At 55.4% G+C, this 22,285-nt stretch carries 20 protein-coding genes; 7 read left to right on the top strand and 13 right to left on the bottom strand.

Translation table 11 applies throughout. The features are described from left to right. Positions 1-12: 12 nt before the first annotated feature. The 5 genes from AC1DFB_RS19470 to AC1DFB_RS19450 form a co-directional block, all read right to left on the bottom strand. Positions 13-2,805, bottom strand: a complete 2,793-nt coding sequence (locus AC1DFB_RS19470) for a bifunctional aconitate hydratase 2/2-methylisocitrate dehydratase (protein WP_480922806.1) — start codon at positions 2,803-2,805, stop codon at positions 13-15. Positions 2,806-3,096: 291 nt separating this feature from the next. Next, positions 3,097-3,585: a sarcosine oxidase subunit gamma gene (locus AC1DFB_RS19465; protein ID WP_480922805.1), complete on the bottom strand. Its 489-nt coding sequence runs from the start codon at positions 3,583-3,585 to the stop codon at positions 3,097-3,099. A 1-nt stretch (position 3,586) separates the two neighbouring features. After that, positions 3,587-6,457, bottom strand: coding sequence for a 2Fe-2S iron-sulfur cluster-binding protein (locus AC1DFB_RS19460; protein WP_480922804.1), 2,871 nt, complete (start codon positions 6,455-6,457; stop codon positions 3,587-3,589). Further along, the gene (locus tag AC1DFB_RS19455) at positions 6,444-6,701 is read right to left on the bottom strand and encodes a sarcosine oxidase subunit delta (protein ID WP_480922803.1); all 258 of its coding nucleotides are present in this window, start codon (positions 6,699-6,701) and stop codon (positions 6,444-6,446) included. The genes AC1DFB_RS19460 and AC1DFB_RS19455 overlap by 14 nt, the downstream gene beginning before the upstream one ends. A gap of 14 nt (positions 6,702-6,715) precedes the next feature. Next, complete coding sequence (locus AC1DFB_RS19450) at positions 6,716-7,966, bottom strand: FAD-dependent oxidoreductase (protein WP_480922802.1); 1,251 nt, start codon at positions 7,964-7,966, stop codon at positions 6,716-6,718. Positions 7,967-8,239: 273 nt separating this feature from the next. On the opposite strand from AC1DFB_RS19450, the gene AC1DFB_RS19445 reads away from it, so the two are divergent. Continuing rightward, positions 8,240-9,043: a phytanoyl-CoA dioxygenase family protein gene (locus AC1DFB_RS19445; RefSeq protein WP_480735147.1), complete on the top strand. Its 804-nt coding sequence runs from the start codon at positions 8,240-8,242 to the stop codon at positions 9,041-9,043. A gap of 34 nt (positions 9,044-9,077) precedes the next feature. Here the strand turns inward: AC1DFB_RS19445 and AC1DFB_RS19440 are convergent, their stop codons facing one another. Next, the gene (locus tag AC1DFB_RS19440; protein ID WP_170736186.1) at positions 9,078-10,127 is read right to left on the bottom strand and encodes an aromatic ring-hydroxylating oxygenase subunit alpha; all 1,050 of its coding nucleotides are present in this window, start codon (positions 10,125-10,127) and stop codon (positions 9,078-9,080) included. Positions 10,128-10,223: 96 nt separating this feature from the next. Further along, complete coding sequence (locus AC1DFB_RS19435) at positions 10,224-11,153, bottom strand: LysR substrate-binding domain-containing protein (RefSeq protein WP_480922801.1); 930 nt, start codon at positions 11,151-11,153, stop codon at positions 10,224-10,226. Between the two features lie 95 nt (positions 11,154-11,248). Between AC1DFB_RS19435 and AC1DFB_RS19430 the strand changes: the two genes are divergently transcribed. From AC1DFB_RS19430 to AC1DFB_RS19420, 3 genes are all read left to right on the top strand, one after another. Further along, positions 11,249-12,334 (top strand): hypothetical protein, encoded by a 1,086-nt coding sequence (locus AC1DFB_RS19430; protein ID WP_480922800.1) that lies wholly within the window; start codon positions 11,249-11,251, stop codon positions 12,332-12,334. Between the two features lie 154 nt (positions 12,335-12,488). Continuing rightward, positions 12,489-13,433 carry a fatty acid desaturase family protein gene (locus tag AC1DFB_RS19425; protein WP_480922799.1) on the top strand — a complete coding sequence of 315 codons (945 nt, stop codon included), beginning with the start codon at positions 12,489-12,491 and terminating at the stop codon, positions 13,431-13,433. Positions 13,434-13,436: 3 nt separating this feature from the next. Next, positions 13,437-13,754: a non-heme iron oxygenase ferredoxin subunit gene (locus AC1DFB_RS19420; protein ID WP_480751666.1), complete on the top strand. Its 318-nt coding sequence runs from the start codon at positions 13,437-13,439 to the stop codon at positions 13,752-13,754. 7 nt (positions 13,755-13,761) lie between these two features. Here AC1DFB_RS19420 and AC1DFB_RS19415 read toward each other — a convergent pair whose 3' ends face one another. Genes AC1DFB_RS19415 through AC1DFB_RS19400 form a run of 4 tightly spaced genes read right to left on the bottom strand, consistent with a single transcriptional unit; the run spans position 13,762 to position 17,157 of the window. After that, positions 13,762-14,643 carry an amino acid ABC transporter permease gene (locus AC1DFB_RS19415; protein WP_170562105.1) on the bottom strand — a complete coding sequence of 294 codons (882 nt, stop codon included), beginning with the start codon at positions 14,641-14,643 and terminating at the stop codon, positions 13,762-13,764. Positions 14,644-14,696: 53 nt separating this feature from the next. Beyond that, complete coding sequence (locus AC1DFB_RS19410) at positions 14,697-15,530, bottom strand: transporter substrate-binding domain-containing protein (RefSeq protein ID WP_480922798.1); 834 nt, start codon at positions 15,528-15,530, stop codon at positions 14,697-14,699. Between the two features lie 36 nt (positions 15,531-15,566). Next, a complete protein-coding gene (locus AC1DFB_RS19405) occupies positions 15,567-16,409 on the bottom strand; it encodes an amino acid ABC transporter permease (protein ID WP_170393841.1) in 843 nt (280 codons plus the stop codon). 1 nt (position 16,410) lies between these two features. Further along, complete coding sequence (locus AC1DFB_RS19400) at positions 16,411-17,157, bottom strand: amino acid ABC transporter ATP-binding protein (RefSeq protein ID WP_480459463.1); 747 nt, start codon at positions 17,155-17,157, stop codon at positions 16,411-16,413. A gap of 269 nt (positions 17,158-17,426) precedes the next feature. Between AC1DFB_RS19400 and AC1DFB_RS19395 the strand changes: the two genes are divergently transcribed. The 3 genes from AC1DFB_RS19395 to AC1DFB_RS19385 are packed head-to-tail and all read left to right on the top strand — an operon-like array spanning position 17,427 to position 20,005. Beyond that, the gene (locus AC1DFB_RS19395) at positions 17,427-18,005 is read left to right on the top strand and encodes a carboxymuconolactone decarboxylase family protein (protein WP_170393839.1); all 579 of its coding nucleotides are present in this window, start codon (positions 17,427-17,429) and stop codon (positions 18,003-18,005) included. A gap of 11 nt (positions 18,006-18,016) precedes the next feature. Beyond that, entirely contained in the window at positions 18,017-18,604 is a 588-nt protein-coding gene (locus AC1DFB_RS19390; RefSeq protein WP_170393837.1) for a helix-turn-helix transcriptional regulator, read from the top strand. A 12-nt stretch (positions 18,605-18,616) separates the two neighbouring features. Beyond that, a complete protein-coding gene (locus AC1DFB_RS19385) occupies positions 18,617-20,005 on the top strand; it encodes an MATE family efflux transporter (protein WP_170407006.1) in 1,389 nt (462 codons plus the stop codon). On the opposite strand, the gene AC1DFB_RS19380 is transcribed toward AC1DFB_RS19385, so the two are convergent. Together AC1DFB_RS19380 and AC1DFB_RS19375 are read right to left on the bottom strand one after the other, a co-directional pair. Continuing rightward, positions 19,980-21,224, bottom strand: coding sequence for an NAD(P)/FAD-dependent oxidoreductase (locus tag AC1DFB_RS19380; RefSeq protein WP_480922797.1), 1,245 nt, complete (start codon positions 21,222-21,224; stop codon positions 19,980-19,982). The genes AC1DFB_RS19385 and AC1DFB_RS19380 overlap by 26 nt on opposite strands. Before the next feature lie 11 nt (positions 21,225-21,235). Beyond that, positions 21,236-22,249 carry an Ldh family oxidoreductase gene (locus AC1DFB_RS19375; protein ID WP_480922796.1) on the bottom strand — a complete coding sequence of 338 codons (1,014 nt, stop codon included), beginning with the start codon at positions 22,247-22,249 and terminating at the stop codon, positions 21,236-21,238. Positions 22,250-22,285 lie beyond the last annotated feature (36 nt).

Here is a 22,285-nt window from a genome sequence, read left to right as displayed (position 1 = left end):
GGCCTTCTCCAATCAGAAATGTGCCGAATTGGAATTTGCGGGCTTGGCGACCGGAGGTGCAAAGCGGGTCAAGTCGATCCCTTCGACAGCGGCCTTGTATTCCTCGATTTTCGGAGTTCGCCCGAGGATGGCAGAAAGTACAACTACCGGTGTGGAAGCCAGAAGGGATTCACCTTTCTTATCTTCCGAGTCCTCGACAACACGCCCTTGGAACAAGCGGGTAGATGTCGCCAGAACAGTATCACCTTTCTCAGCCTTTTCCTGATTACCCATGCAAAGATTGCAGCCCGGACGCTCAAGATACAGCGTATTTTCGTATTCGGTTCGCGCTGATGTCTTGGGGAAAAGATCGTCGAATTCGAAACCGGAATATTCCTGAAGAATGCTCCACTCACCTTCTTCCTTTAACTCATCAACGATGTTGTAGGTTGGTGCCGCGACGACCAGAGGGGCTTTGAATTCAATCTTGCCCTCCTTCTTCTCAAGGTTCTTAAGCATCTGCGATACGATGATCAGATCACCCTTGTGGACCATGCAAGACCCGACAAATCCCAGATCCACTTTCTTTTCCCCTTTGTAGTAGGAAACAGGCCTGATCGTATCGTGCGTATAACGCTTGGAGACATCCGCGTTGTTCACATCAGGGTCGGCGATCATGGGCTCGTTGATCTCGTCCAGATCAACGACCAGCTCGGCAAAATACTCGGCATTTTCATCCGGCCTCAGGGCTGGAACTGCGCCGGATCTGATCTCGGCAATGCGTGCGTCGGCTTTGTCGATCAGGCCTTGCAAGGTCCGCGCCTCATTTTCCATGCCCTTGTCGATCATGATCTGAATCCGACCTTTGGCGATTTCCAGTGACTCGATCAGGGTCTCGTCTTCGGAAATACAGATCGAAGCCTTCGCCTTCATCTCGGCCGTCCAGTCGGTGAAGGTAAAAGCCTGATCCGCCAGAAGGGTTCCGATATGAACTTCGATAATACGCCCTTGGAACACGTTATCGCCGAAAGCCTTCAGCATCTGAGCCTGTGTCGCGTGGACCACGTCGCGGAAATCCATGTGATCGGCCATTTTGCCTTTGAACGTCACCTTCACGGATTCCGGAATGGGCATGGTTGCTTCGCCCGTGGCCAGTGCCAAGGCAACGGTGCCCGAATCCGCCCCGAAAGCCACACCTCTGGACATGCGCGTGTGCGAGTCGCCCCCAATGATGATGGCGCGATCATCCACGGTGATATCGTTCAGAACCTTGTGGATCACGTCGGTCATCGAGTGATATTCACCCTTGGGATCGCGCCCTGTGATCAGGCCGAAATTGTTCATAAACGCCATCAGTTTTGGGATGTTGGCTTGCGCCTTCTTGTCCCAGACCGAGGCGGTGTGGCAACCGGACTGATACGCCCCATCGACGGTTGGAGAAATCACGGTCGCCGCCATCGCCTCAAGCTCTTGCGAGGTCATCAGACCAGTGGTGTCCTGCGATCCTACGATGTTGACCTTGACCCGTACGTCCGACCCGGCGTGCAAGACCGTGCCTTCCGCTACTCCCAAAGCGTTGCGGTTAAAGATCTTTTCGACCGCGGTCAGGCCCTGTCCATCTCGGCTGATCTCTTTCGACGGCGCAAATGCCGACTTCAGCTCGACTCCCAGTGTCTGTGCTGCAAATGTTTGCAACTTCTTGCCGAACACGATGGCGTAGGATCCGCCGGCCTTCATGAACTCCTGCTTTTGCGGAGTGAAGGACGAGGCAATATCAACAAGCTCTTTGGCGCCATCGGCGTCATAAAGCTTTTTGTCTTTCGTATTGATCGTGAGCACTGTCCCGGTTTCGACCGAGTACTTTTGCTCCAGGATAGGGCTGTCGTCATTGTTGAGGATCGGATTCCCCTCGGAATCGACTTTTTTGACCCAGTTTTTCAGGTCGATACCAATCCCGCCCGTCACACCAACGGTGGTCAGAAAGATCGGAGAGATACCGTTCGTGCCGGCCACGATCGGGGCAATGTTTACGAATGGCACATATGGGCTGGCCTGCTTGCCGGTCCAAAGCGCAACGTTGTTGACACCCGACATCCGGGACGAGCCAACGCCCATTGTCCCTTTCTCAGCAATCAGCATCACGCGTTTATCTGGGTGCTGGCGCTGTAATTCTTGAATCTTGTCTTGCGCTTGCTGCGAGATTAAGCACTTGCCATGCAGCTCCCGATCCGAGCGCGAGTGTGCTTGGTTGCCCGGCGACAGCAAGTCAGTCGAAATATCGCCCTCGGCAGCGATATACGTGACAACTTTGATCTCTTCCTCGATATCGGGCAGCTTGGTGAAGAACTCGGCCCGCGCATAGCTTTCAAGAATGTCGCGCGCGACCGGATTTCCGGCAGAAAACGCCTCCTTCAAACGATCCGTATCAGCCTCATACAGGAAGACCTGTGTTTTCAGCACTTCAGCCGCCTGCCTTGCGATCTCGGGATCACCACCCAAAGCCAGATCAAGAAGAACCTCAACCGAAGGACCGCCTTTCATGTGCGACAACAGTTCAAAGGCAAAGGGTACTGAAATTTCGTCAACCAGCGCTTCGCTCTGAATGATCTCTTTCAAAAAACGTGCCTTCTCGCCAGCGGCGCTGGTCGTGCCGGGCAGCGTATTATAGATGAAATAGTTTAGAGAATCCGCACGATGCGCATGATCGACGTCCTTGATCTGTGTAACAAGCTCTTTGACAAACGCGCCGTCATCAATCGGTTTCGGATGCAGACCCTGCGCTTTGCGGGCTTCAATTTCGTCGAGGTAGTTGGTGTAAAGGCTCATGGCTCGTTCCGGTATATGTGGCTCGATTAGCAGGGGCTCAAAGACGTTATGAACGCCCGAGGATCCTAATTGTATGCGGCGGTATACTAAATGACCGGAACTTGCAAGCCTTGCACCTGTGGCGCGATGTCCCGTCTAAAAGCAACACTTCACAAAGGATTTTGTGCCAGCCAATGACTTTCGATAAGTCCGCTATGTCCTTATCTGATCCCTGTTCCTGGACGATATGCATATAGACCGGCGAGGTAATGAATAGCCATAAGGCGTAAACCGCCCCTGCTTCGAATTGCGTCAGGCAGTTGCTCGGGTCAGATAATCCTGAACCATGTCGCCAAAACTCTGTTCAACCGCAAACTCAAAACCAGCCTCGCAGCGCATCACAAGTGCTTTTAGGCCAAACAACTCGGAATAGGTTACTGCGTCTTCATCAAAAGCAGTGACATGCAGATCAAGCGGGCAGGCAATAGCCATCACTTCAGCGGCTTGGGGTTCGGCGACACTAAAGAAGGTAAGGGTGTCCGATATCCGCACTATACTGATGTCCGCAGGGCAATCCGTTGGTTTGAGCTGAGCTTCCAGTGCCTCTTCCAGTTCCAGCGAAGCACGTACAATCCAGTGATTGCGTCCAATGTGATATACCTCAAACGCTTCCTGCATCGCCCTTGTGTTGGGGCGGTTTGGCAGAGAAAATTCGGCCCAATTTTGAACGACCTCGGGATCCCCTTTGAGGTCAAACAGCGCATTCAGGGTTTGGCGTTCGATCTTGACGTCGTAGCTCATCTCAGGACCTCAGGCGCTGACCCTCGGGGTCATGGAATACAGGCTTTGTGATGGTCACCGGGATCACCTCGTCTTTCAGCCGAACATGCGCGGTTTGCCCGTGTCGCTCCTGCCCGTTCTTCAGCAACGCCAGGCCAACCCAGCGATTGTTGACGACGCTCCAGACGCAGGCGGTAACCAATCCTTCGGTCGCTTCTTTGCGACCTTCAGGGGTTAGTGGCGCGCCTTCGGGCACTTGCTTGTCAGGGTCTTCGGGCAAGATGCCGACCAATTCCCGGCGTTCCCCTACCGCTTCACGGCGCAAGTGGACCGAGCGCTTGCCTAGGTAGTCGGGCTTTTTCTTCGACATTGCCCAACCCATGCCCAGGTCATAGGCGTCCACGGTACCGTCGACCTCGTGCCCCAGCGAAAGAAAGCCTTTTTCCACACGCAAGACATGGCTGGATTCCGATCCTACAGGCAGGATACCAAGGGGTGCACCAGCCTCCATCACCTTGTCCCACAAGGCGGCCATGTGGCGTGGGGCAACGTTGACCTCATAGGATAGCTCACCTGTGAAGCTGACGCGCACAACCCGCGCAGGGAACCCCGCAACCGTACCGTCCCGGAACGACATGAAGGGGAATGCCTCGGGCGACAGATCGATATCCGTACACAGCGCGAGCATGACATCGCGCGCGCGGGGTCCACAAATGGTGGCGTTGTTCCACTGGCTTGTCACAGTTGTGATCATGACTTGCCAGTCAGGAAACTCGGTCTGAAGCAGCTTTTCCATGTGCTGGTTGACGGCGTCTGCATGGCCCGTTGAGGTCGAGATCATCCAGCGGTGCTGATCCAGCCGAAAGGCCACCCCGTCATCTATGATCAGACCGTCATCCGACAACATAAGACCATAGCGACCATCGCCGGGCTTCAGGCTGGACATGATGTTCGAATACAGAAAATCCAGAAAGCGCGGAGCATCGCGCCCTTTAAGCTCGAACGTGCCGAGCGGCGAACCGTCGTATACGCCAACGCCTTCACGCACCGCGCGGCATTCCCGGTTCACCGCCTCTTGCAGGCCCTCACCTAGTTTGGGGAAAAACCCCGGACGACGCCATCGGGCACCAGCCTCATACATCACTGCGCCATAATCCTTGTTCCATTGGGTCACCGGCGTGTGCCGGTAGGGGAACAACACCGAGTCCTCACGCAGCCCCCCAATCGCACCGAATGAGACCGGCGTGTAGGGAGAGCGGAATGTCGTCGTGCCAACATCTTGCAATGGAACGCCCTTTTGCAAAGCAACGGTGCCAATAATGTTGATATTGCCCGTCTTGCCCTGATCTACGCCCATCCCGCCAGTGGTGTAGCGTTTGACATGTTCCACGTTGTCATATCCTTCACGCAGCGCCAGATGCACATCGCTGACCGCAACATCGTTCTGAATATCCAGGAATGCCTTTCCGCGTTGCCCTGGCACATCTACGCGCCATAGCGGTTCAATCGAATAAGGCAGCTCTGAACCGTCATCGATGATCCGATCCAGTGTGAGATCCCCCGCCGCCGCGCCGACGGCCCGACAGGATTGAATCGGTTGATCGGGCAAAAACGCAGCGAGTTCTTCATCAAACCGAAGTGTGCTGCGGGACTGAGACCACAGGTGCACCGTCGGATTCCAACCGCCGGAATGAGCCAGCAAGTCGCAGTCGATCCAGGTGCCTGCGCCCCCGGACTTGGGAACGGCCTTGACAGCACGGATGCTTTTGTACCCTCGGATATCGGCGGCTACTGTTCCGGCATGGACGGTTATCCCCGACACCAGATCAAGAGCTTCCCTTGGAACCGTGTCGCGGCTATCGAGGATCGCGTTAACCGTTACCTCAGCTGCGACCAGATCGGCGGCCACTGCGTAAGCGCTGTTGTTGTTGGTGAACAGAACCATACTCTGACCGGGTGTCACGCCCCAACGATTGACATAGGCCTGCACGGATGAGGCCAACATGACGCCCGGCCTGTCATTATTGGCAAACACCATCGACCGTTCCGTAGCCCCGGTGGCGATCACCACCTCAGCAACACGGACCCGCCAGTTGCGTTCTAGAATGCTGGCCTGATCCGGCTCGCGTTCATTGACGATCAGTAGGTTGTGTTCGCGATAGGCCCATACGGTCGCGTTCTGAAGATGGGTGACGTTTGCCATTTGGCTTAGTTCTTCAACCGCTTCGCCCACCCAATCCATCGCCGGACGCCCGCCAATGGTCAGGGTGCGGTTCAGGAGGCTGCCGCCCGCTTCGGTTCCCTCGTCTGCGAGGAAGACACGCTTGCCCGCCCGACCAGCCTCAAGTGCAGCTTGCAGGCCGGCGGGACCTGCACCTGCAATCAAGACATCTGCATGAGCGTAGCGCGCTTCGAAATGCCCCGATGAAGGCGGATGAGCAGGCGCTGCTGCCAGCCCCGCCGCCTTGCGGATGTATGGTTCAAACAGATGCCAGTTAGGCCATTTGAAAGTTTTGTAGTAGAAGCCCGCAGGAATAAAACGGCCAATCAATTGATTGATCCCGCCCAGATCAAACTCGGGCGATGGCCAGCAATTGACCGAGCTTGCGTTCAGCCCTTCGCGCAATGGAACCGTGGTCGCTGGACGGTTGCCCGAGGCGTCCTCGCCTTCCAGCTCCACAAGCGTTCCTGGCTCTTCGGGACCGTGTCCGACAATGCCGCGTGGGCGGTGGTACTTGAAACTACGGGCTGTTACTCGCACCCCGTTCGCCAGCAGGGCCGAGGCCAGAGTGTCCCCTTCGAACCCTTCGTAAGTTTTCCCATTGAACCGGAACGTCAGAGGGCGGCTTCGTTCAACACGACCACCCACTGCGCGGCGATTAATCTGAGCCATCGGGCACCTCCACAATGTCATGTTTCACGGTATCCCGCCAGATTGTCAGCCACTTGCCACAGCCCCGAGCGTGCCACCACCGCTCTTGCACAGGCCCCATCGGGTTGGGCGTAATGGTCAGGTATTCGACCCAATCAGCATCGCTGACGGCGTTGGCATCGGGTCGAGTAGCACCGACCGGGCCGCCATAGACGAACTCACTTTCATTGCGCTTGCCACAGAATGGGCAGGGGATGAGCATCATGATCCTGTCCCTTCCTATCTCGCCGTTGTGGTGCCGGCTTCCATCACAAATTCCAGATGGCGGAAGCGGTCTAAAGTGAACGAGGCCATCAGCGGATGCGGCTCGCCTTTGGCGACCAGATGCGCAAGCGTCAGTCCGCCCGCAGGAATGGCTTTGTATCCGCCCCACCATCCAGCGGTCACGAACAGCCCCGGTACCTCAGTCTGATCCATGATGGGCGAGGCATCATGGGCAATATCAAGATGCCCACCCCATTGGCGCATTAGTTTGAGTTTCTTGAAGCTCGGGAAAAGCGACAGCATCGCGGTCACAGTGTCTTCGAACACATGTTGCTTGATGTCGCGACGAAAGCTTTGCCCCATATCAGGAGCGCCGCCGATCACCATCTCGCCCTTGTCAGACTGGCTGAAATAAAACCCACTGTCCGGGCAATTTACGATGACATCCACCAAGGGCTTCACAGGCTCGGACACAAAGGCCGTCAGGTTCATCGTGCGCAATGGCAGCTTGAGCCCCGCTGTCTCGGTCAATGTCGTGGTATGGCCCGACACCGCCACCACAACCTTTTTCGCCCGTACGGTGCCGCGATTGGTCTCGACACCTTCGATGCGCCCATCAGGGCCACGCATCAATGCTTGCACTGCGGTCTGTTGGTGCATCTCCACCCCCATCGCATCCGCCGCGCGGGCATAGCCCCAGGCCACCGCATCATGACGGTTTACACCTGCATCCGTGTGGACCATTCCGCAGATGATCGGCAGGCGCGCATCTGGCCCACCGCCTGTCAGAGCAGGTATGCGTTTGCGCAATTCGTCTGTCGTGATCTGTTCATATGTCGAGCCATGAATGTCCATGACCAATTGCCGACGCCGCAACTCTCGCAGTTTGGGCCAGGTCTGCACCACATCCACCATGGTGCGCTTGGAATGCATCATGTTGAAGTTCAGCTCTTGCGTCAGCCTTTCGTACATCTCGACGGATTTGACGTAGAACGGGATCGACTCGTCACGCATGTAATTTGACCGGATCGTAACCGTGTTGCGCGCTATGTTTCCGCCACCCAACCAGCCCCGTTCCAGCACGGCGACGTCGGTTATGCCAAACTCTTTGGCCAGATAGTAAGACGTGGCCAGCCCGTGACCCCCTGCCCCGATCACCACCACCTCGTACCGGTCTTTGAGCGGCGGGCTCCGCCAGGCTCGGGACCAGTTCTTATGACCAGAAATCGCGTTACGGGCGAGTGAAAATGCCGAATATTTTTGCATAACAAGCACAATATTTATCAGAAAAAATATATCGTCAATAAATATATTTACCATTACGCAAAAGCTGCTTGGGCAATCAAAGGTCGGGGGCTACCATGGCGCATGACCTTCAAAATTGAACAGTTTCATCGGAATCTTGCTGGCAAATGGTCGGCCCGATCCCGCTGGCCCTGCTTCATCATAAACTGCCGCAGTTCACCCTCTATCTGACTCCATGCAGACCGTGGCGCTTTGCGCCTGAATTCAAACCCGCCGGGAAATGAGGCGGAAGCTATGGATGGAAGAACTATGATTAACACACCGGATACAGATACTGTTCAGCAAGCGTATGCGCGCGACGGCGTCGTTTTATTGAGAAACATCCTCAGGGACGATTGGTTAAACAAGTTGCGTGATGCCGTGGACGAAGAGGTTAAAAAGGGTGACCGGTATTTTGCCTATAAAAATATGCGTGAAAAACCGAGTGTCTTTCAGGACTATTGTCTGAACTCAGATATTGGAAAGCGAGTGGCCGAGGTGGCGGGCAGCCCCTGGACTTCGTTGATCTATGACCAAATTTTCGTGAAAGAACCTGGCACACGCACCCAGACCGGCTGGCATACAGATCAGCCCTATTGGCCTGTGGCCGGTCCCATCATGACAATGTGGATCGCACTTGATCCTGTCGACCCAGACAATGGAGCGCTGGAATTTGTCCGTGGCTCGCACGCTTGGGGCGCAAAATACCGGCCTTTCAAAACTGACCAGCTTGGCAAGTTTCTTCACTATCTGGAAGAGGATAACCCGGACTATATCGACATGCCCGATTTCGAGGCGGATCGCACTAAATATGACATATTCCATCATGAACAGATGGAACCTGGCGATGCCCTGGCCTTCGATGGAATGACTGTGCATTCGGCGATGGGCAACCGCACCTCGACCCGTCGCAGGCGTGGATATGCGGTACGTTTTGCCGTTGAAGGTGCCACCTATGAACCGCGCGATAGCGTTACTGAATGGCTGCATGATGACGACCTGAAACCGGGTGCTCCCTTTGCCGGTGGGCGCTTCCCTGTCATCTATAGCAACACCTAAGATAAGGGGCCGGGAACTGGCCCCTGTTCAGGTTTCAGGCGTGCCGAATTGCACCCTCTGGCACAGCGGCCTCGGCCTCGATCGCTCGATCGAGCACGCGTCGGTATGTTTTTGCCCCGGCATCCAAACCCAGATCAATATGCGGTGTCTGAGCATTTTTCATGCCCTTGTGCACTTTTTCCAGCACATCTTTGTCTTCAAGAAACGCCATCCGGGCACCGTCATTCATGAACTTTGAAACCTCGGCATTGTCCGGATCAGAGTTGCGATGCTGGAACCAGAAATACCTGGTCTGATCCTCGTTGATTGGCGTCATGAAGTTGTAAGAGATGTTGATGAATGTCTCATCGACAGGATCTTTGTCATATCCACCCGTGCCAACCGGAGTATAGATGGACTTATTCAGCCCGATTGCGGGCATGCACATTTCGTAATGCTGCAAACGGTCGCAATCGCCGTCGAACGAGACCAGTTTGGCATAGTAAGGCGATGGTGGTTTGTTTTCGATCCAGCGCGAGACAATCACGCCGCGATCTGTCTTTTTGACGTCCAGAGGCTCTTCATCCGTTCCCGCGCCGGCGAATGACGAGACATGTACCCAGGCCACATGGCTGGGATCAAGCAGGTTGTCGCAAACCCAAAGATAATGGCAATCGATATCCATCACCCCGCCATCGGTTAGGCCCCAGCTCGTGTCATCAAAGTTTTCGATTGGGAAAATCAGGTCCGGATCAGCCAGTTCAGGATCGCCCATCCAGATCCAGAGCAGGCGATAGCGGTCGACAACTGGATAAGACTTCACCACCGCGCGCCGAGGCGTCATCCCCCGCTGCGTTGGGCTGTCCGTACATTTGCCCGAACAATCGAATGTCAGCCCGTGGTAGCCGCATTCGACCAGATCCCCTTTCAGATTGCCATCGGATAGCGGGAGCTTGCGATGCGGGCAGGCATTCTCAAGCGCAACGGGCGTCCCATCCTGCTGACGATAGAGCACAATGTTCTCACCCAGATATGTCTCAGCCTTCAGTTCACGCCCGATATCCTTGCTCCAGGCGGCAACATACCAGCAATTTCTGAGGTACATGGTTTGCTCTCCAATTTGATCAGTTGGCTTAGCGCCATTATGGCAGCGTCAGTGCAATACACCATTCTGGATTTATAATGATACATATAAGGCAAGCTAATTCGGCAGCATTACCGACGGGGGCAGATCGGGCTGCGAAGCAACTTCGGCCTTGATCCAGTTCAGGAACTCGCTGACTTTTTGGCTGTCTTTGCTATCAGGGCGCCGGACGAGCCAATAGGAAAGTGGCGATTGAGTCAGTTGCTGAAACGGTCGCACCAGACGGCCATCGCACAACGCATCAATAACCAGCGGTTCGCGCCCAAGCGCCACCCCCAGCCCCTCAATCGCTGCCTGTATGACCATGTTTGATTGGCCCAATCGGCGCGTGCGCACTCCAGACGGCAATGTCAGATTGGATTGCCGCGCCCAGAACTCCCATGTTGGGCTGGACGTACCATGGTGCAGATTTTCATCTACCAGCAGTGTGTGCTGTGACAAATCTTCAATGCGCTTCAGTTCAGGCAACAGCGCGGGCGCGCAGACGGGAAACAGCCTTTCCCGCATAAGCAAATCCACTTCAAACCCGGGATATTCACCAAGACCATATCGAATGCCGATATCGGAATCTGCGCCGGAAAACGGATAGTATCCCGTATCCGTCGCGATCGAAATAGACAGGTCCGGGTGGGCCAAATCAAAGTGCAGAAGCCTTGGAAACAGCCAGTTGAATGCAAACCCCGGCAAGCATGAAATCACGATGGTCCGGTCCGCACGCGTTCGATCGCGAAGTTGCGCACACACCTCTGAAATGCGCCCCAACCCATCCGAGATTGCCTGCGCCAATTGCTCACCTTCGCGGGTAGGTCGCGATTGCCGCGCACCGCGCACCAGCAAATCCCGCCCAAGCCATTCCTCGAGCGATCTGACGTGCTGGCTGACGGCACTTTGGCTGACCCCCAGTTCCTCGGCGGCGGGTGAAAAGCCGGAGTGGCGTACAACTGCCTCAAAGGCTCGCAGCGCGGAGTATGGCAGATTCAAGATCATATTAGTCATCCTAATGTCAGCCATTATCACTTTCAAATGGATTGCCGGCGGCTCTAGGCCGTAAGTTGATAATGTCAAGTAATCAGGAGATGTCGATGTCCGACATGACGCCAGAGCGGGGCGCTTACAATCTGCTGGTCAATTGCGCCCGCGCGGCGGCGGGTGAAAGGCTGCTGATTGCCTATGAACCTGCAGAGTTTGGATATTTCGACGCCGACAGCGTAAATGTTGTCAGTCAGGCGGCCCGTAAACTTGGGCTGGGGGTCGACACGATTGATGTGGGCTTCAATCCGGACAATCCGCAATTATCGCCCGATCTGCTTGCCCGGTTCGAAGCGGCAGACATCATTCTATTTCTGGCCCGGCTTGGGGATCAGTTGCGGTTCTCGGACATGCCGCAGGGTAAGAAAGTCATCGTTAGCTTCGCTTTAACCAAAGAAATGCTGGGATCTGGTTTTTCCAACGGCCACCACGATGCGTTCATGGAGCTTAAGGCCGATATCAACGCGGTCTTGGACGCGGCCAGCGAGGTGCGGATCACTTGCCCTTTGGGCACTGATGTAAGCGGTCGTCCAGTGATGAACCTGCAACCCTCGGGCGACACCTCGATCCTGCGTTTTCCGATGTCAGTCTTTACCCCGGTTCCTGCCCACAGTTTCTCGGGCCGTGTGGCGATCAGTTTTCTGACGGGAACGGGGTCGAAGTATTACGATGACTACACCATCGAATTCGACCGCCCCGTCTTTGCTATGATGGAGAATGGGCGGCTGCAGCGTTTTGACGGCGATCCCGCCAACGCCGCACGGGCCGAGGCGCATTATGATCGGGTAGCCAATCAGTTGGGAATTGATCGCAATTTCGTGCACTCTTGGCACGCAGGTATCCATCCGGGCTGCGGCTACCCCTGGGATATGCGCGAAAACTATGAACGCTGGGGCGGCTCCGCTTTCGGAAATCCACGCATCCTGCATTTCCACACCTGCGGGGCGTACGCCCCCGGTGAAATCAGCTGGAATATTATTGATCCTTCCATCGAAATCGATGGCGTAACTTATTGGGACCGCGGTACATTCCATGCCGAACGGTTGCCTTGCGGTCAATCAATCCTGGATCGGCACCCCTGCGCGGCCGCCCTGTTCGCCCATCCCGATCCGGATATCGGTCTGCGTGCAGTTGGCTGATCAATAGCGGCTTGATCGAATCACAAGCTGTGGAAATACTCTTTGATAATAGGGTCTGTTCGAGTTGGCCCTATGGTGCGGAGCACTCCCGTCTCCGGTGCCGGAATATGCGCAGAGGGCAAGACCCCCGCTCCGGCAAAATCATGGAAATCACATGTCAAAAGCTATTGTTACGCCGCTGACTCAGGCTCTGGCCGAAGGAAAACTGACGCGCGAAGAACTCAAGGGATTCATGCAACGCTCGAACGCGCCAGGGTTACGTCATCTTGCAATGTGGGTTTCGGTGCTGACCTGCACGACAACATTGATCACCCTAGTCTGGAACAGTTGGCTGATTTGGCCCGCGATGTTTCTGCAAGGGGTCGTCTTGGTGCATCATTTCTCGCTTCAGCATGAGTGTGTGCACTATACCGTGTTTCGCACCCGGTGGTTGAATGATCTGGTTGGTCAGATTTGCGGGCTGATCATCATTCTGCCGCATCGGTTCTTCCGATACGAACATTGTGATCATCACACATATACGCAACTGAACGGAGAGGATCCCGAACTGATCCCGCTGCCCAAATCCCTTGGCGAGTACTTTTTGTACCTGTCAGCCCTGCCTTATTGGCGCGGTAAGTTCACTGAGCTGTTCCGACATGCCTTTGGGAAGCTCAGCAAGGCCGAGTTGAGTTTCATTCCCAAAGAGGAGCATCAGTCGGTCTATTGGGACGCGCGCCGCATGCTGGCCATTTACGCTTTGATCTTTCTGGCTATGGCCTTCACCGGATGGTGGGGATTGATCTGGTATTGGATCATACCCCTGTTTCTGGGTGAGCCGGTGATGCGATTCATACGAATGACCGAGCATGTCGGACGTCCCACCGTGGCGCAGATGTCAGAAAACACGCGCACCAATCTGGTGTCAAAGCCGATGTCATTTTTATGCTGGAATATGAACTATCATGCCGAACATCACTATGTCGCCTCAGTTCCCTTCCACGCTCTGCCCCGTCTGCATGAGAAGTTAAAGGATCATATCTTCGTCGAGAAAGGTGGATATCTGGCTGCGCATCGCGACATTCTACGGCAGATCATGCAACGCAAAGCCGAGGCCTGAGAGATGGTGGCAGACAAATCTTGGCGCGATGTGATCGAGGCATCGAAACTGGAAGAAAACTGGGTCACGCGGGTTCAGATCGGACCCAGATTGATTGCGGTATATGACACGCCCAGCGGTGTCTATGCCTCGCTGGCATTGTGCAACCATGGCGGGGCTGATCTGTGTGACGGCTATTTTGATGGGCATGTTATCGAATGCCCATTGCACCAGGGCGCATTCGATGTGCGTGATGGCAAGCCCGTTTCGGCGCCTGCGACCCGAGCAATGCGGGTTTTTGATACACGGATTCAGGATGGAATGGTTCAGGTCCGAATGTGACCTGAACCTAGCGCTTGTCAGATCGTTTCTCTAGCCGCGCAAAGATGCGGCTGAGGCCGAAGCAGACGACAAAATAGAATGCAGCCGTTGTGATCCATGCCTCAAAGATCATCCGGGACGAGGCGACCAGTTCGACGGTCTTGTAGGTCAGTTCCTGAACCGAGATCAGCGACAGGATCGAGCTGTCCTTGATTAATGAGATGAACTGATTGGCCAGCGGCGGCACGACCTTTTTCATCGCCTGCGGCAGCACGACATAGCGAAGCTCTTGCAAACGGCTCATCCCGATCGAGCGTGCAGCTTCACGCTGACCTTTGGGGATCGATTGAATACCGGCACGGACAATTTCGCCGACAAATGCGCTTTCAAACAGCGCCAGAACGATGACACCTGAGACAAGCGACGGAAAGCGCCGCATCTCACCAAAGAAAAATGTCCAGATCTGGTTGTCTTCTTGCCGCGCAATTCCACGTGCCCAGCGTTCAAGGTTTAGTGCGTCGATCAGTTGCTGCGACAGGAAGAAAAAGAAAATAAAGACAACAACAACCGGTGGCACATTACGCAGAAATTCAAGATAAGTGCGTGCCAGCATGCGTATGGTCAGGTTGGCAGAACAGCGCGCGATCCCCAGAATTGTACCCAGAATGAGCGCCAAAATGCCGGAATAGATGCTGATACGAACCGTCGCCACCAAGCCTTGCAGCAATAGATTGGCAAAATACTCTTCTCGCCCAGTATGCCAGCCGACGATGTAGCTGGGGATCAATTCCCACCGCCACTTATAGTTCAGCGTGCCTTCGATCGACAGCCAGATATATCCGAAGAAGGCGATCAATACCGCCACGATCAGATAATCCGGCCATCTGAGTTTTCTAAGAAATTCAGGCACCTGGGCGCTCCGCTTCAGGCCCGAGGGCGGCTGATCCGCCCCCGGCTAATTGGTTATTGGGCAACCTGGTCTGCCCACTCTTCAGTTGCGAACCAATAGTTGTGACGCTCTTCCAACCAACCCGACCGCCAGTTCTGAGCGATCCAATTGTTGAAAAAGTTCATGGCATCCGGATCGCCCTTGCGTACTCCGAACGCTTCGCCACGCGGATCATAGAGGTTATCGAACGGAACGGTCAGAGTTTCCGGATGGCGACCGGCCTCGCGGTTCGGCGTAGGTTGAGCCGCCATCGAAGCATGCGCGTTTCCGTTTAGCACTTCTTGCGTTGATGCACCGTCTTCATCAAACAACAGCAGCGTCGCGTTGGGGAAGTTTTCCGCGATCACCGTAGCTGGTGTCGCCCCGCGACGAGCGGCAAAGGTGACCTCAGGTTTATTGAAATCTTCCAAAGACATACCATCGGTCAACTGTTTGTTAGCCATAATAGCCAGGCCCGAATACGCGTAAGGATCGGTGAAGTTGATCGTCAAGTTTCGCTGCGCAGTCACCGACATGCCTGAGATGATCACGTCGAAATTGCCAGATACGAGCGCCGGGATGATGCCATCCCAGGCGGTCGGTACAAACTCGACCTCTACACCCATGTCCTCGGCCAGCTTGCGACCGACATCCAGTTCGAACCCGATCAGTTCACCATTCTTGTCGCGCATCGACCACGGCACGAACAGCGAAAGACCAATCCGGATTACCCCATCCTGTTTGATCGTTTCAATCACACTTTCGCGGGACAGTTCCTGAGTCGCACTTTGCGCCCAGCCTGAGGTCGCCATGCCTGTTGCCACGACCGCGCCCAGGGCCGCCCCGAGCATTCTGCGAGATAGCTTCATCTTGGTTCTCCTTGTTATCCGGTTAAGTTCTCGTGGTTATTGGTCGACGGCATATTTCTTCTCCAGATAGCTTACGCCAATCGACAGGATCAGGGTCACCACCAGATAGACCAGCGCGATAGTGAACCAGATTTCGAAACTCATATACGTGTCGGATATAATGTTGCGCCCGAAGGTGGTGAGTTCGGCCACGGCAATGACGCTGACAATGGCCGAGGATTTGATCAGATGAACGACCTCGCCCGTCATGGGCGGTAGCATAAAGCGAACAGATTGCGGCAGAATGATATATCTGTAGGTCTGATAGGGGGTCATACCGATAGACTTGGCCGCCTCCCACTGACCAGATGGGATGGCGTTGATCCCCGCCCGCAGGATCTCTGAAATCAAGGCCGAATGAAACACCGCCAAGGTCAAGATGCTGGCGGTATATCGATCAAACCCAAAGATTGGCCCTAGCACATAATAGAACAGGTAAAGCAGAACCAGCAGCGGGATATTGCGGATCAGTTCAAGGTAGGCAACCGCGACAGCCGTACCAACTACCAAGCCGGACAAGCGCAGTAACGCCACCAGCAACCCGATAGCTGTGGCCAGCAGAAACGAGGTAACTGACAGCTTGATCGTGGCAACCAGTCCGATGGGAATTTCGCCCCACTCGAACCCTATCTCGGTGTTGCGGTACAGGAATTGGGGCACGCGATACCACTGCCAATTATAGCCCATACCCTGCGCGCCAACATATGACCCGTAGGCGATCAACCCGACAATAACCGCATAGATCACGACGGACACTAACACCGAGCCAAAGAACCGCTTGTATAGTGGTGGCTTCGGCAGCGCTTGCCCGCGTCCTTGTGATATGCCCAGATCGGTCACGTTAGTGTTCCAATATCTGGTTCAGGAATAGACGGCAGCGCTCGCTTGACGGGTTGGTGAAGAACTGATCGGGCGGCGAGATTTCAACGATCTGCCCCGACTCCATAAAGACCATCGTGTCGGCGACCTTGCGCGCAAACCCCATCTCATGCGTGACAACCACCATGGTCATGCCCGTATCGGCCAGTTCAACCATCACATCCAGCACTTCATTGATCATTTCGGGATCAAGCGCGGATGTCGGTTCATCAAACAGCATGATCCGTGTTTCCATGCACAAGGACCGCGCGATAGCGACGCGCTGTTGCTGCCCCCCCGACAATTGCGCCGGGTACTTATCGGCCTGCTCAGGAATATGAACGCGGTCGAGATAATTGCGCGCGGTTTCCTCGGCCTGCGCCTTGGATAGCTTGCGCACCTTCATCGGTCCGATCATCAGGTTTTCAAGCACAGTCAGGTGCGGAAACAAGTTGAACTGCTGGAAGACCATGCCGACTTCCTGTCGCAGTTCACGGATTTCCTTGGCACCTTCATAGACTTCGATCCCATCGATCACGAGACGCCCGGAATTATGCCACTCTAACCCGTTGAAACAGCGGATCAGGGTGGACTTTCCCGATCCGGACGGGCCGCAGATTACCACCTTCTCGCCCTGATGAACGGTCAGATCGATGTTCTTGAGCGCATGGAAAGTCCCATAGAACTTATCCAGATTGGTCACTTCGATCATGGGGGAGAGCTGTGTCATACCGAACCTGTCAAGATGCGGATCAGCTGGCGCCGCTGATCTATGACGCTGTGGTAGTGCGATCGCAACATGAGGTCATGCACGCATGCGCACGAAGCCATTCGCGGCGATTCAGGCAGAGTGGAGAGATCTGGCAAAGCTTCAGAATCCTCAAATTCGTTGCGCGCTGTTCAATATGGTTGCTTAATGTGCAATATTCGTCAATAAAAAACTCAGCCGAACGGCACACGCCGCGAAAATAGAAACAGAAAACACGAGAGGAAACGTGAATGTCCGCCTGGATTCGGATGATATCTGACGAAGATGCCGACGAGCACCTGAGAGCGACTCTGGATCTGGCGCGCACACCACACGGGACCGTGGACAACGTGATGCGTGTGCATTCGCTGCGTCCCAACACCATGAAAGGTCACGTCATTCTGTATCGCGCGTGCCTGCATGATGAAGCCAATTCCATACCCATGTGGTTTCAGGAAGTCATCAGCTCTTACGTATCGACGTTGAACACCTGCCCCTATTCTTATGCCAACCACTGGGCAAACGCCCGACATCTGATCGGTGACGACGCACGCGCCGACGCAATCGAGGCCGCGTTAAAGGCCCATCGTCCGCAGGACGCATTTGAAGGTGCGCAGTTGGCCGCGCTGATCTATGCGCAAAAGCTGACCCTGTCGCCGGGTGCAATGGAGGAATCCGAAGTTCGCGCATTGAAAGATGCCGGCTGGGAAGACGGAGAGATTCTCGAGATCAACCAGATCGTCGGATATTTCAATTATGCCAACCGATTGCTGAATGGTCTGGGTGTCACAACGGAAGGGGACGTGGTGGGCTACTACGCCGAGGATTGACGGATTGAATCATGCACGATGACACGCCGGGAAGACAGATTGATCGCGCTATTGGTGCCTCGCTCAGGGAGCTGCGCCAAAGCCGCAAGCAATCCGCCCGTCGGTTGGCAGAACAGTCTGGTATCTCGGCTGCAATGGTCAGCCGTATCGAAAACGGGTTGGTCTCTCCGTCAATCGATACGCTGGCTGCACTTGCCGAAGCGTTAGAGGTACCAATCGTATCGCTGTTTCGCGAAGCACGGACAGACCACACCGACTATACGCTGGTTCGCCATGGCGAAGGGCTAAAGTCTACGCGACTGGCGGGCGGCCATTCGCACGAATACGTCAACCTTGCGCTGCATTCCCGGAAGGACCTGCGCTTTCAGGCCCGTCGTGTCACGTTGTTGCGCGACGAGGGGCAGCCACCCACTTATGTCGGCCATGGCGTCGTGTTTGTTCAGGTTCTCGAAGGGCAGGCCATCTATCGGTATGGCGAGGCCCGATTTACTCTTTCAGCAGGAGACAGCATCAGCGTCGATGCAGAGCTGAATCACGGCTTCGAAGAAGTCCTAACGCCAGAGTTCGTATTCCTGACCGTTCAGGCCGAACGTCCGTAGTGGCCAGTTGATATGGCCATCCCAACTGAAATTGATCTGACGCGCGGGCCAATCTCGACCCATTTCCGAACCCTGGCGATCCCGGGCGCAATCGGGATGTTGTTCAACACTCTCTACAACGTTGTCGACATGTTCTTCGCCGGCCTTCTCTCGACCAGCGCACAGGCTGGATTGGCATTAGGGTTTCAGGCTTTTTTCATTGCCATTTCGGTCGGGGTCGGGTTGGGTGCCGCGATGAGCGCGCTGGTCGGCAACGCGTTAGGCGCTGGAGACACTCGCGCAGCGCGGCGTTTTGCAGCACAGGGAATGATCTATGGTTTCATTGCAGCCTGTGTCCTGGCGGCGGCGGGTCTCTGGTACGGCCCTGCGCTGATAAATCTGGTTTCGGAACCGGGACCTTATCGCGATGCAGGTTTACGTTATTTCCACTGGCTCCTATTGGCCTTGCCCGGATTTCTTCTGGCCTTCGGTTGCAATGGCATTCTTCAGGCACATGGTGACGCGGTATCGATGCAACGCGCCCTCATGGTGGCGTTTTTTGCCAATATCGGTCTGAACCCCCTATTGATCTACGGCATTCCGGGCGTGATCCCGGGCATCGGATTTGATGGCCTCGCTGTATCGACGGTGATCAGCCAGACCGGTGTGATGGTGTTTCTGATCCGTCAGGTCCTCAGACGCCGCAGGATGAGGCGCATGCGCCCCCGAAACTTCATTCCGCGCCTACAGAAGTTCAAGGAGATCTCGGTTCAGGTACTTCCCACAGCGACATCTTTCTTCGTGATGCTGCTGTCAGGTTTCGTCATGCAGTTCGCCCTGAAAATCTTTGGAGAGCACGCAATCGCTGGCTTTGGCATTGCCATTCGGCTTGAGCAGATTTTGCTTTTGCCGGTGCTGGGGGTCACGGGGGCACTGCTACCCATCGCGTCCCAGAATTTCGGTGCCCGCGACTATGAAAGGGTACGCGAGGCACTGTTTTATTGCTGGAAAGTCGGGTTCATCATGACCGCCATCGCAGCCCCCATATTGTGGATTTTTGGCCGCCTTATGATGGGCTTTTTCACCGACGATCCCGAAGTGATCCGCGTCGGACTTAGCTATCTACGTGTCGATAGTCTGATCCTCCCGGTCTACATGATGCTTTTTTCCATCAACTCGCTATTGCAAGCCTTGAAGCGACCGATCTGGACCGTGTGGATCAGCCTATATCGTCAAGGATTTGGCGTCGCCTTTTTTGTCTGGATTTTCGTCGGCCTGCTCGGTTTTAACGAAATTGGTGTCTGGTTCGGCACCGCAGGTGCCGTGGTGACTGGCTGGATGATCGCATTGCTGATGACGTCCCATGTGGCTCAAAAAGAGCTGGGCGGGCTTTGGCTCAGGACGAGAACCGATCTGGGCTGAAGGCTTCTATATCGATGTCCGGTGATCTGCCAGCAATTACATCTGCGATTATCCGCGCCGTCGTCGCGCCTAGTGTCAGGCCAAGCTGTCCGTGACCCGTCGCAAAGGCGACGTTAGCCAGTCGCCTGCTGCGGCCAATGATCGGACGTGTGTCCGGTGTAAACGGGCGGCGACCCATCCGGCGTTCCGCACTATCGGTCTTCAAACCCGGTAATACGCGGCATGCACGCCTGACCAGCACATCGGCTCGGTTCCAATTCGGCTGCGCGTTCAGGTCGGCAAATTCTGCGGTACCAGCCACTGCCAGCGCCTGCTGATACGGTGTAATGCCAAACCCACCTTTGGCATAAAACACCGTGTGGCGGAGCTCGACCCCGCTATCTTTCAACGCAGTCGAATATCCGATCACCCCTTCCATCCTCAATTGAACACCCAGCGTCTTGGCCAAGATTCTAGACGGCGTTCCCGCAGCGATGACGAAATCATCTGCGCTGATCGATCGCCCATCGCTCAGCTTCACGCTTTTCACATGTTGTCCGTCCTGCGTAAAACCGATTGCTCTTCCTGCCACGACTGCCCCACCGCGGCTGCTAAAACTCTGCGTCAGCGTTTCAACCAATACCTTAGGGTCCGTCACAAAACTCCAGTCTCTAAGCAAAGCTGCATGTTTGAAATCAGATGCTATTGCAGGATCGATTTCATGCGCTTCCTGACCTGTAACTTGATCAATTGTGCAACCCAGCTCACGCGCTAGTTCAAAAGCTGCGCGCATGGTCGCAAGGTCATTGTCGTCGTCAAACAACTTGATTACCGGCCGTTCGACCAAAAGCTCAGGATGGCCTACATCTAAAAGCTGAGCCTTGAAATCCGCTGTTGCAGCAAACGTAAGTCTTGCCAGATCGGAGGCGATTGCACGCATTTTCGAGCGACGCGCATTGGCGGTAAACCGTGCAAACCACGGCAGCAGCTTCACTGCTGAAGCCGGGCGCAGTGTCAACGGGGCCTCGGCATCCAGCAACCAGCCCGGCACTTTCATCAGCATCCCCGGCTGCGACAACGGCACGATCTCACCCACTGCGATACACCCGCAGGAAGCCCAACTCGCGCCCTCACCAACCGGACCCGGTTCTACGACGGTGACCTCGTGGCCCTGCGACTGCAATGTCAGCGCACAGAATATTCCGACGATGCCGCCGCCAATTACAACCACCCGTGCCATTACTGGGACCCCTACAGAAGTTCGCGAAGTTGCTTCATCAAGTCCGCCGTGACGCGAACACCATCCGCTTCGGCGGCAGCACGGTTCTTCAAGCGGCCATCTCCGGGAACGCGGGCATCCCCGTTACCTTCAATCTCAGCGCAGATGCGTTGGACATAGCCTTCAAATGCGGCATTCCCGAAACGCGCCGGATCAATCGCGATCAACGTTGAACCGCCCTTGATATTCAAGGCACCGTGCGCTTCGCGGTTGGCATTGTCCACGGACAATGTTCCACTGGCCAGTGCCGCGCCAAGAACTTCGATCAGGAAGGCGATCGCCGCGCCTTTGTGCTCGCCAAACGGCAACAGACTGCGGGTCTCCAAAATCGCGTTGGGATCGCTGGTTGGCTGACCGTTCGGGTCAAGCCCCGCAGGGCGTGGCAATTCGTGCCCTTCGGCCGCGGCCATCCGGATGTCCATCAGCGCAACCATTGACGAGGCCTGATCCCATACAACCGGCGCACGACCCGGTCGCGGGCAAGCAAAGGACATCGGATTGGTGCCAAAAACAGGGCGGATGCCGCCTTGCGGCACCACCATCGAGAGCGAGTTCACAACACCTAGCGCTACCAGCCCAGCGTCCGCCAGCGGACCTGTATCGAAACGTAGTGCCCCCAGATGGTGGCAATTGGCACAAGTAAACGCGGCAATACCATTCGCGCGCGCCATTTCAATAAGCTCGTTTCGAGCTTTGGCGGCCACGATCTGGTAATAGCCATTGTCACCATCTCCGCGCAGAACCCCCGGTGCGATCCGTTCGACACTCGGGTCGGCCTCGGGGTTGGCATATCCCGAAGAAAAGCTCTGCGCATAAACAGGTAACATCCTTAACCCATGGCTACGCGGGCCGTCGCGCTCGCTCATCCGCACAAGCCCGGCCAGAACCGTGCTGCCATGTTCATCCATGCCTGCTGCCACAAGGACAGATTTTGCCAATTCCTCTACTTCGTCGAGTGAGAGAGCGATCGTCGAGTTATCGGCCATGTGCCTAATCCTGTCGTTGGTTGAGGAAACGGGCAC

This window comes from Ruegeria sp. S84 (assembly GCF_056583445.1).
Note: the sequence above shows the minus strand (reverse complement) of the source record. Positions and strands in the feature narration are given on the sequence as shown.

Excerpts from the sequence above, each read along its gene's own strand:
- AC1DFB_RS19470 (WP_480922806.1), bottom strand. The coding sequence starts at position 2,805 with ATGAGCCTTTACACCAACTACCTCGACGAAATTGAAGCCCGCAAAGCG.
- AC1DFB_RS19465 (WP_480922805.1), bottom strand. The coding sequence starts at position 3,585 with ATGAGCTACGACGTCAAGATCGAACGCCAAACCCTGAATGCGCTGTTT.
- AC1DFB_RS19460 (WP_480922804.1), bottom strand. The coding sequence starts at position 6,457 with ATGGCTCAGATTAATCGCCGCGCAGTGGGTGGTCGTGTTGAACGAAGC.
- AC1DFB_RS19455 (WP_480922803.1), bottom strand. The coding sequence starts at position 6,701 with ATGATGCTCATCCCCTGCCCATTCTGTGGCAAGCGCAATGAAAGTGAG.
- AC1DFB_RS19450 (WP_480922802.1), bottom strand. The coding sequence starts at position 7,966 with ATGCAAAAATATTCGGCATTTTCACTCGCCCGTAACGCGATTTCTGGT.
- AC1DFB_RS19445 (WP_480735147.1), top strand. The coding sequence starts at position 8,240 with ATGGATGGAAGAACTATGATTAACACACCGGATACAGATACTGTTCAG.
- AC1DFB_RS19440 (WP_170736186.1), bottom strand. The coding sequence starts at position 10,127 with ATGTACCTCAGAAATTGCTGGTATGTTGCCGCCTGGAGCAAGGATATC.
- AC1DFB_RS19435 (WP_480922801.1), bottom strand. The coding sequence starts at position 11,153 with ATGATCTTGAATCTGCCATACTCCGCGCTGCGAGCCTTTGAGGCAGTT.
- AC1DFB_RS19430 (WP_480922800.1), top strand. The coding sequence starts at position 11,249 with ATGTCCGACATGACGCCAGAGCGGGGCGCTTACAATCTGCTGGTCAAT.
- AC1DFB_RS19425 (WP_480922799.1), top strand. The coding sequence starts at position 12,489 with ATGTCAAAAGCTATTGTTACGCCGCTGACTCAGGCTCTGGCCGAAGGA.
- AC1DFB_RS19420 (WP_480751666.1), top strand. The coding sequence starts at position 13,437 with ATGGTGGCAGACAAATCTTGGCGCGATGTGATCGAGGCATCGAAACTG.
- AC1DFB_RS19410 (WP_480922798.1), bottom strand. The coding sequence starts at position 15,530 with ATGAAGCTATCTCGCAGAATGCTCGGGGCGGCCCTGGGCGCGGTCGTG.
- AC1DFB_RS19400 (WP_480459463.1), bottom strand. The coding sequence starts at position 17,157 with ATGACACAGCTCTCCCCCATGATCGAAGTGACCAATCTGGATAAGTTC.
- AC1DFB_RS19395 (WP_170393839.1), top strand. The coding sequence starts at position 17,427 with ATGTCCGCCTGGATTCGGATGATATCTGACGAAGATGCCGACGAGCAC.
- AC1DFB_RS19390 (WP_170393837.1), top strand. The coding sequence starts at position 18,017 with ATGCACGATGACACGCCGGGAAGACAGATTGATCGCGCTATTGGTGCC.
- AC1DFB_RS19385 (WP_170407006.1), top strand. The coding sequence starts at position 18,617 with ATGGCCATCCCAACTGAAATTGATCTGACGCGCGGGCCAATCTCGACC.
- AC1DFB_RS19380 (WP_480922797.1), bottom strand. The coding sequence starts at position 21,224 with ATGGCACGGGTGGTTGTAATTGGCGGCGGCATCGTCGGAATATTCTGT.
- AC1DFB_RS19375 (WP_480922796.1), bottom strand. The coding sequence starts at position 22,249 with ATGGCCGATAACTCGACGATCGCTCTCTCACTCGACGAAGTAGAGGAA.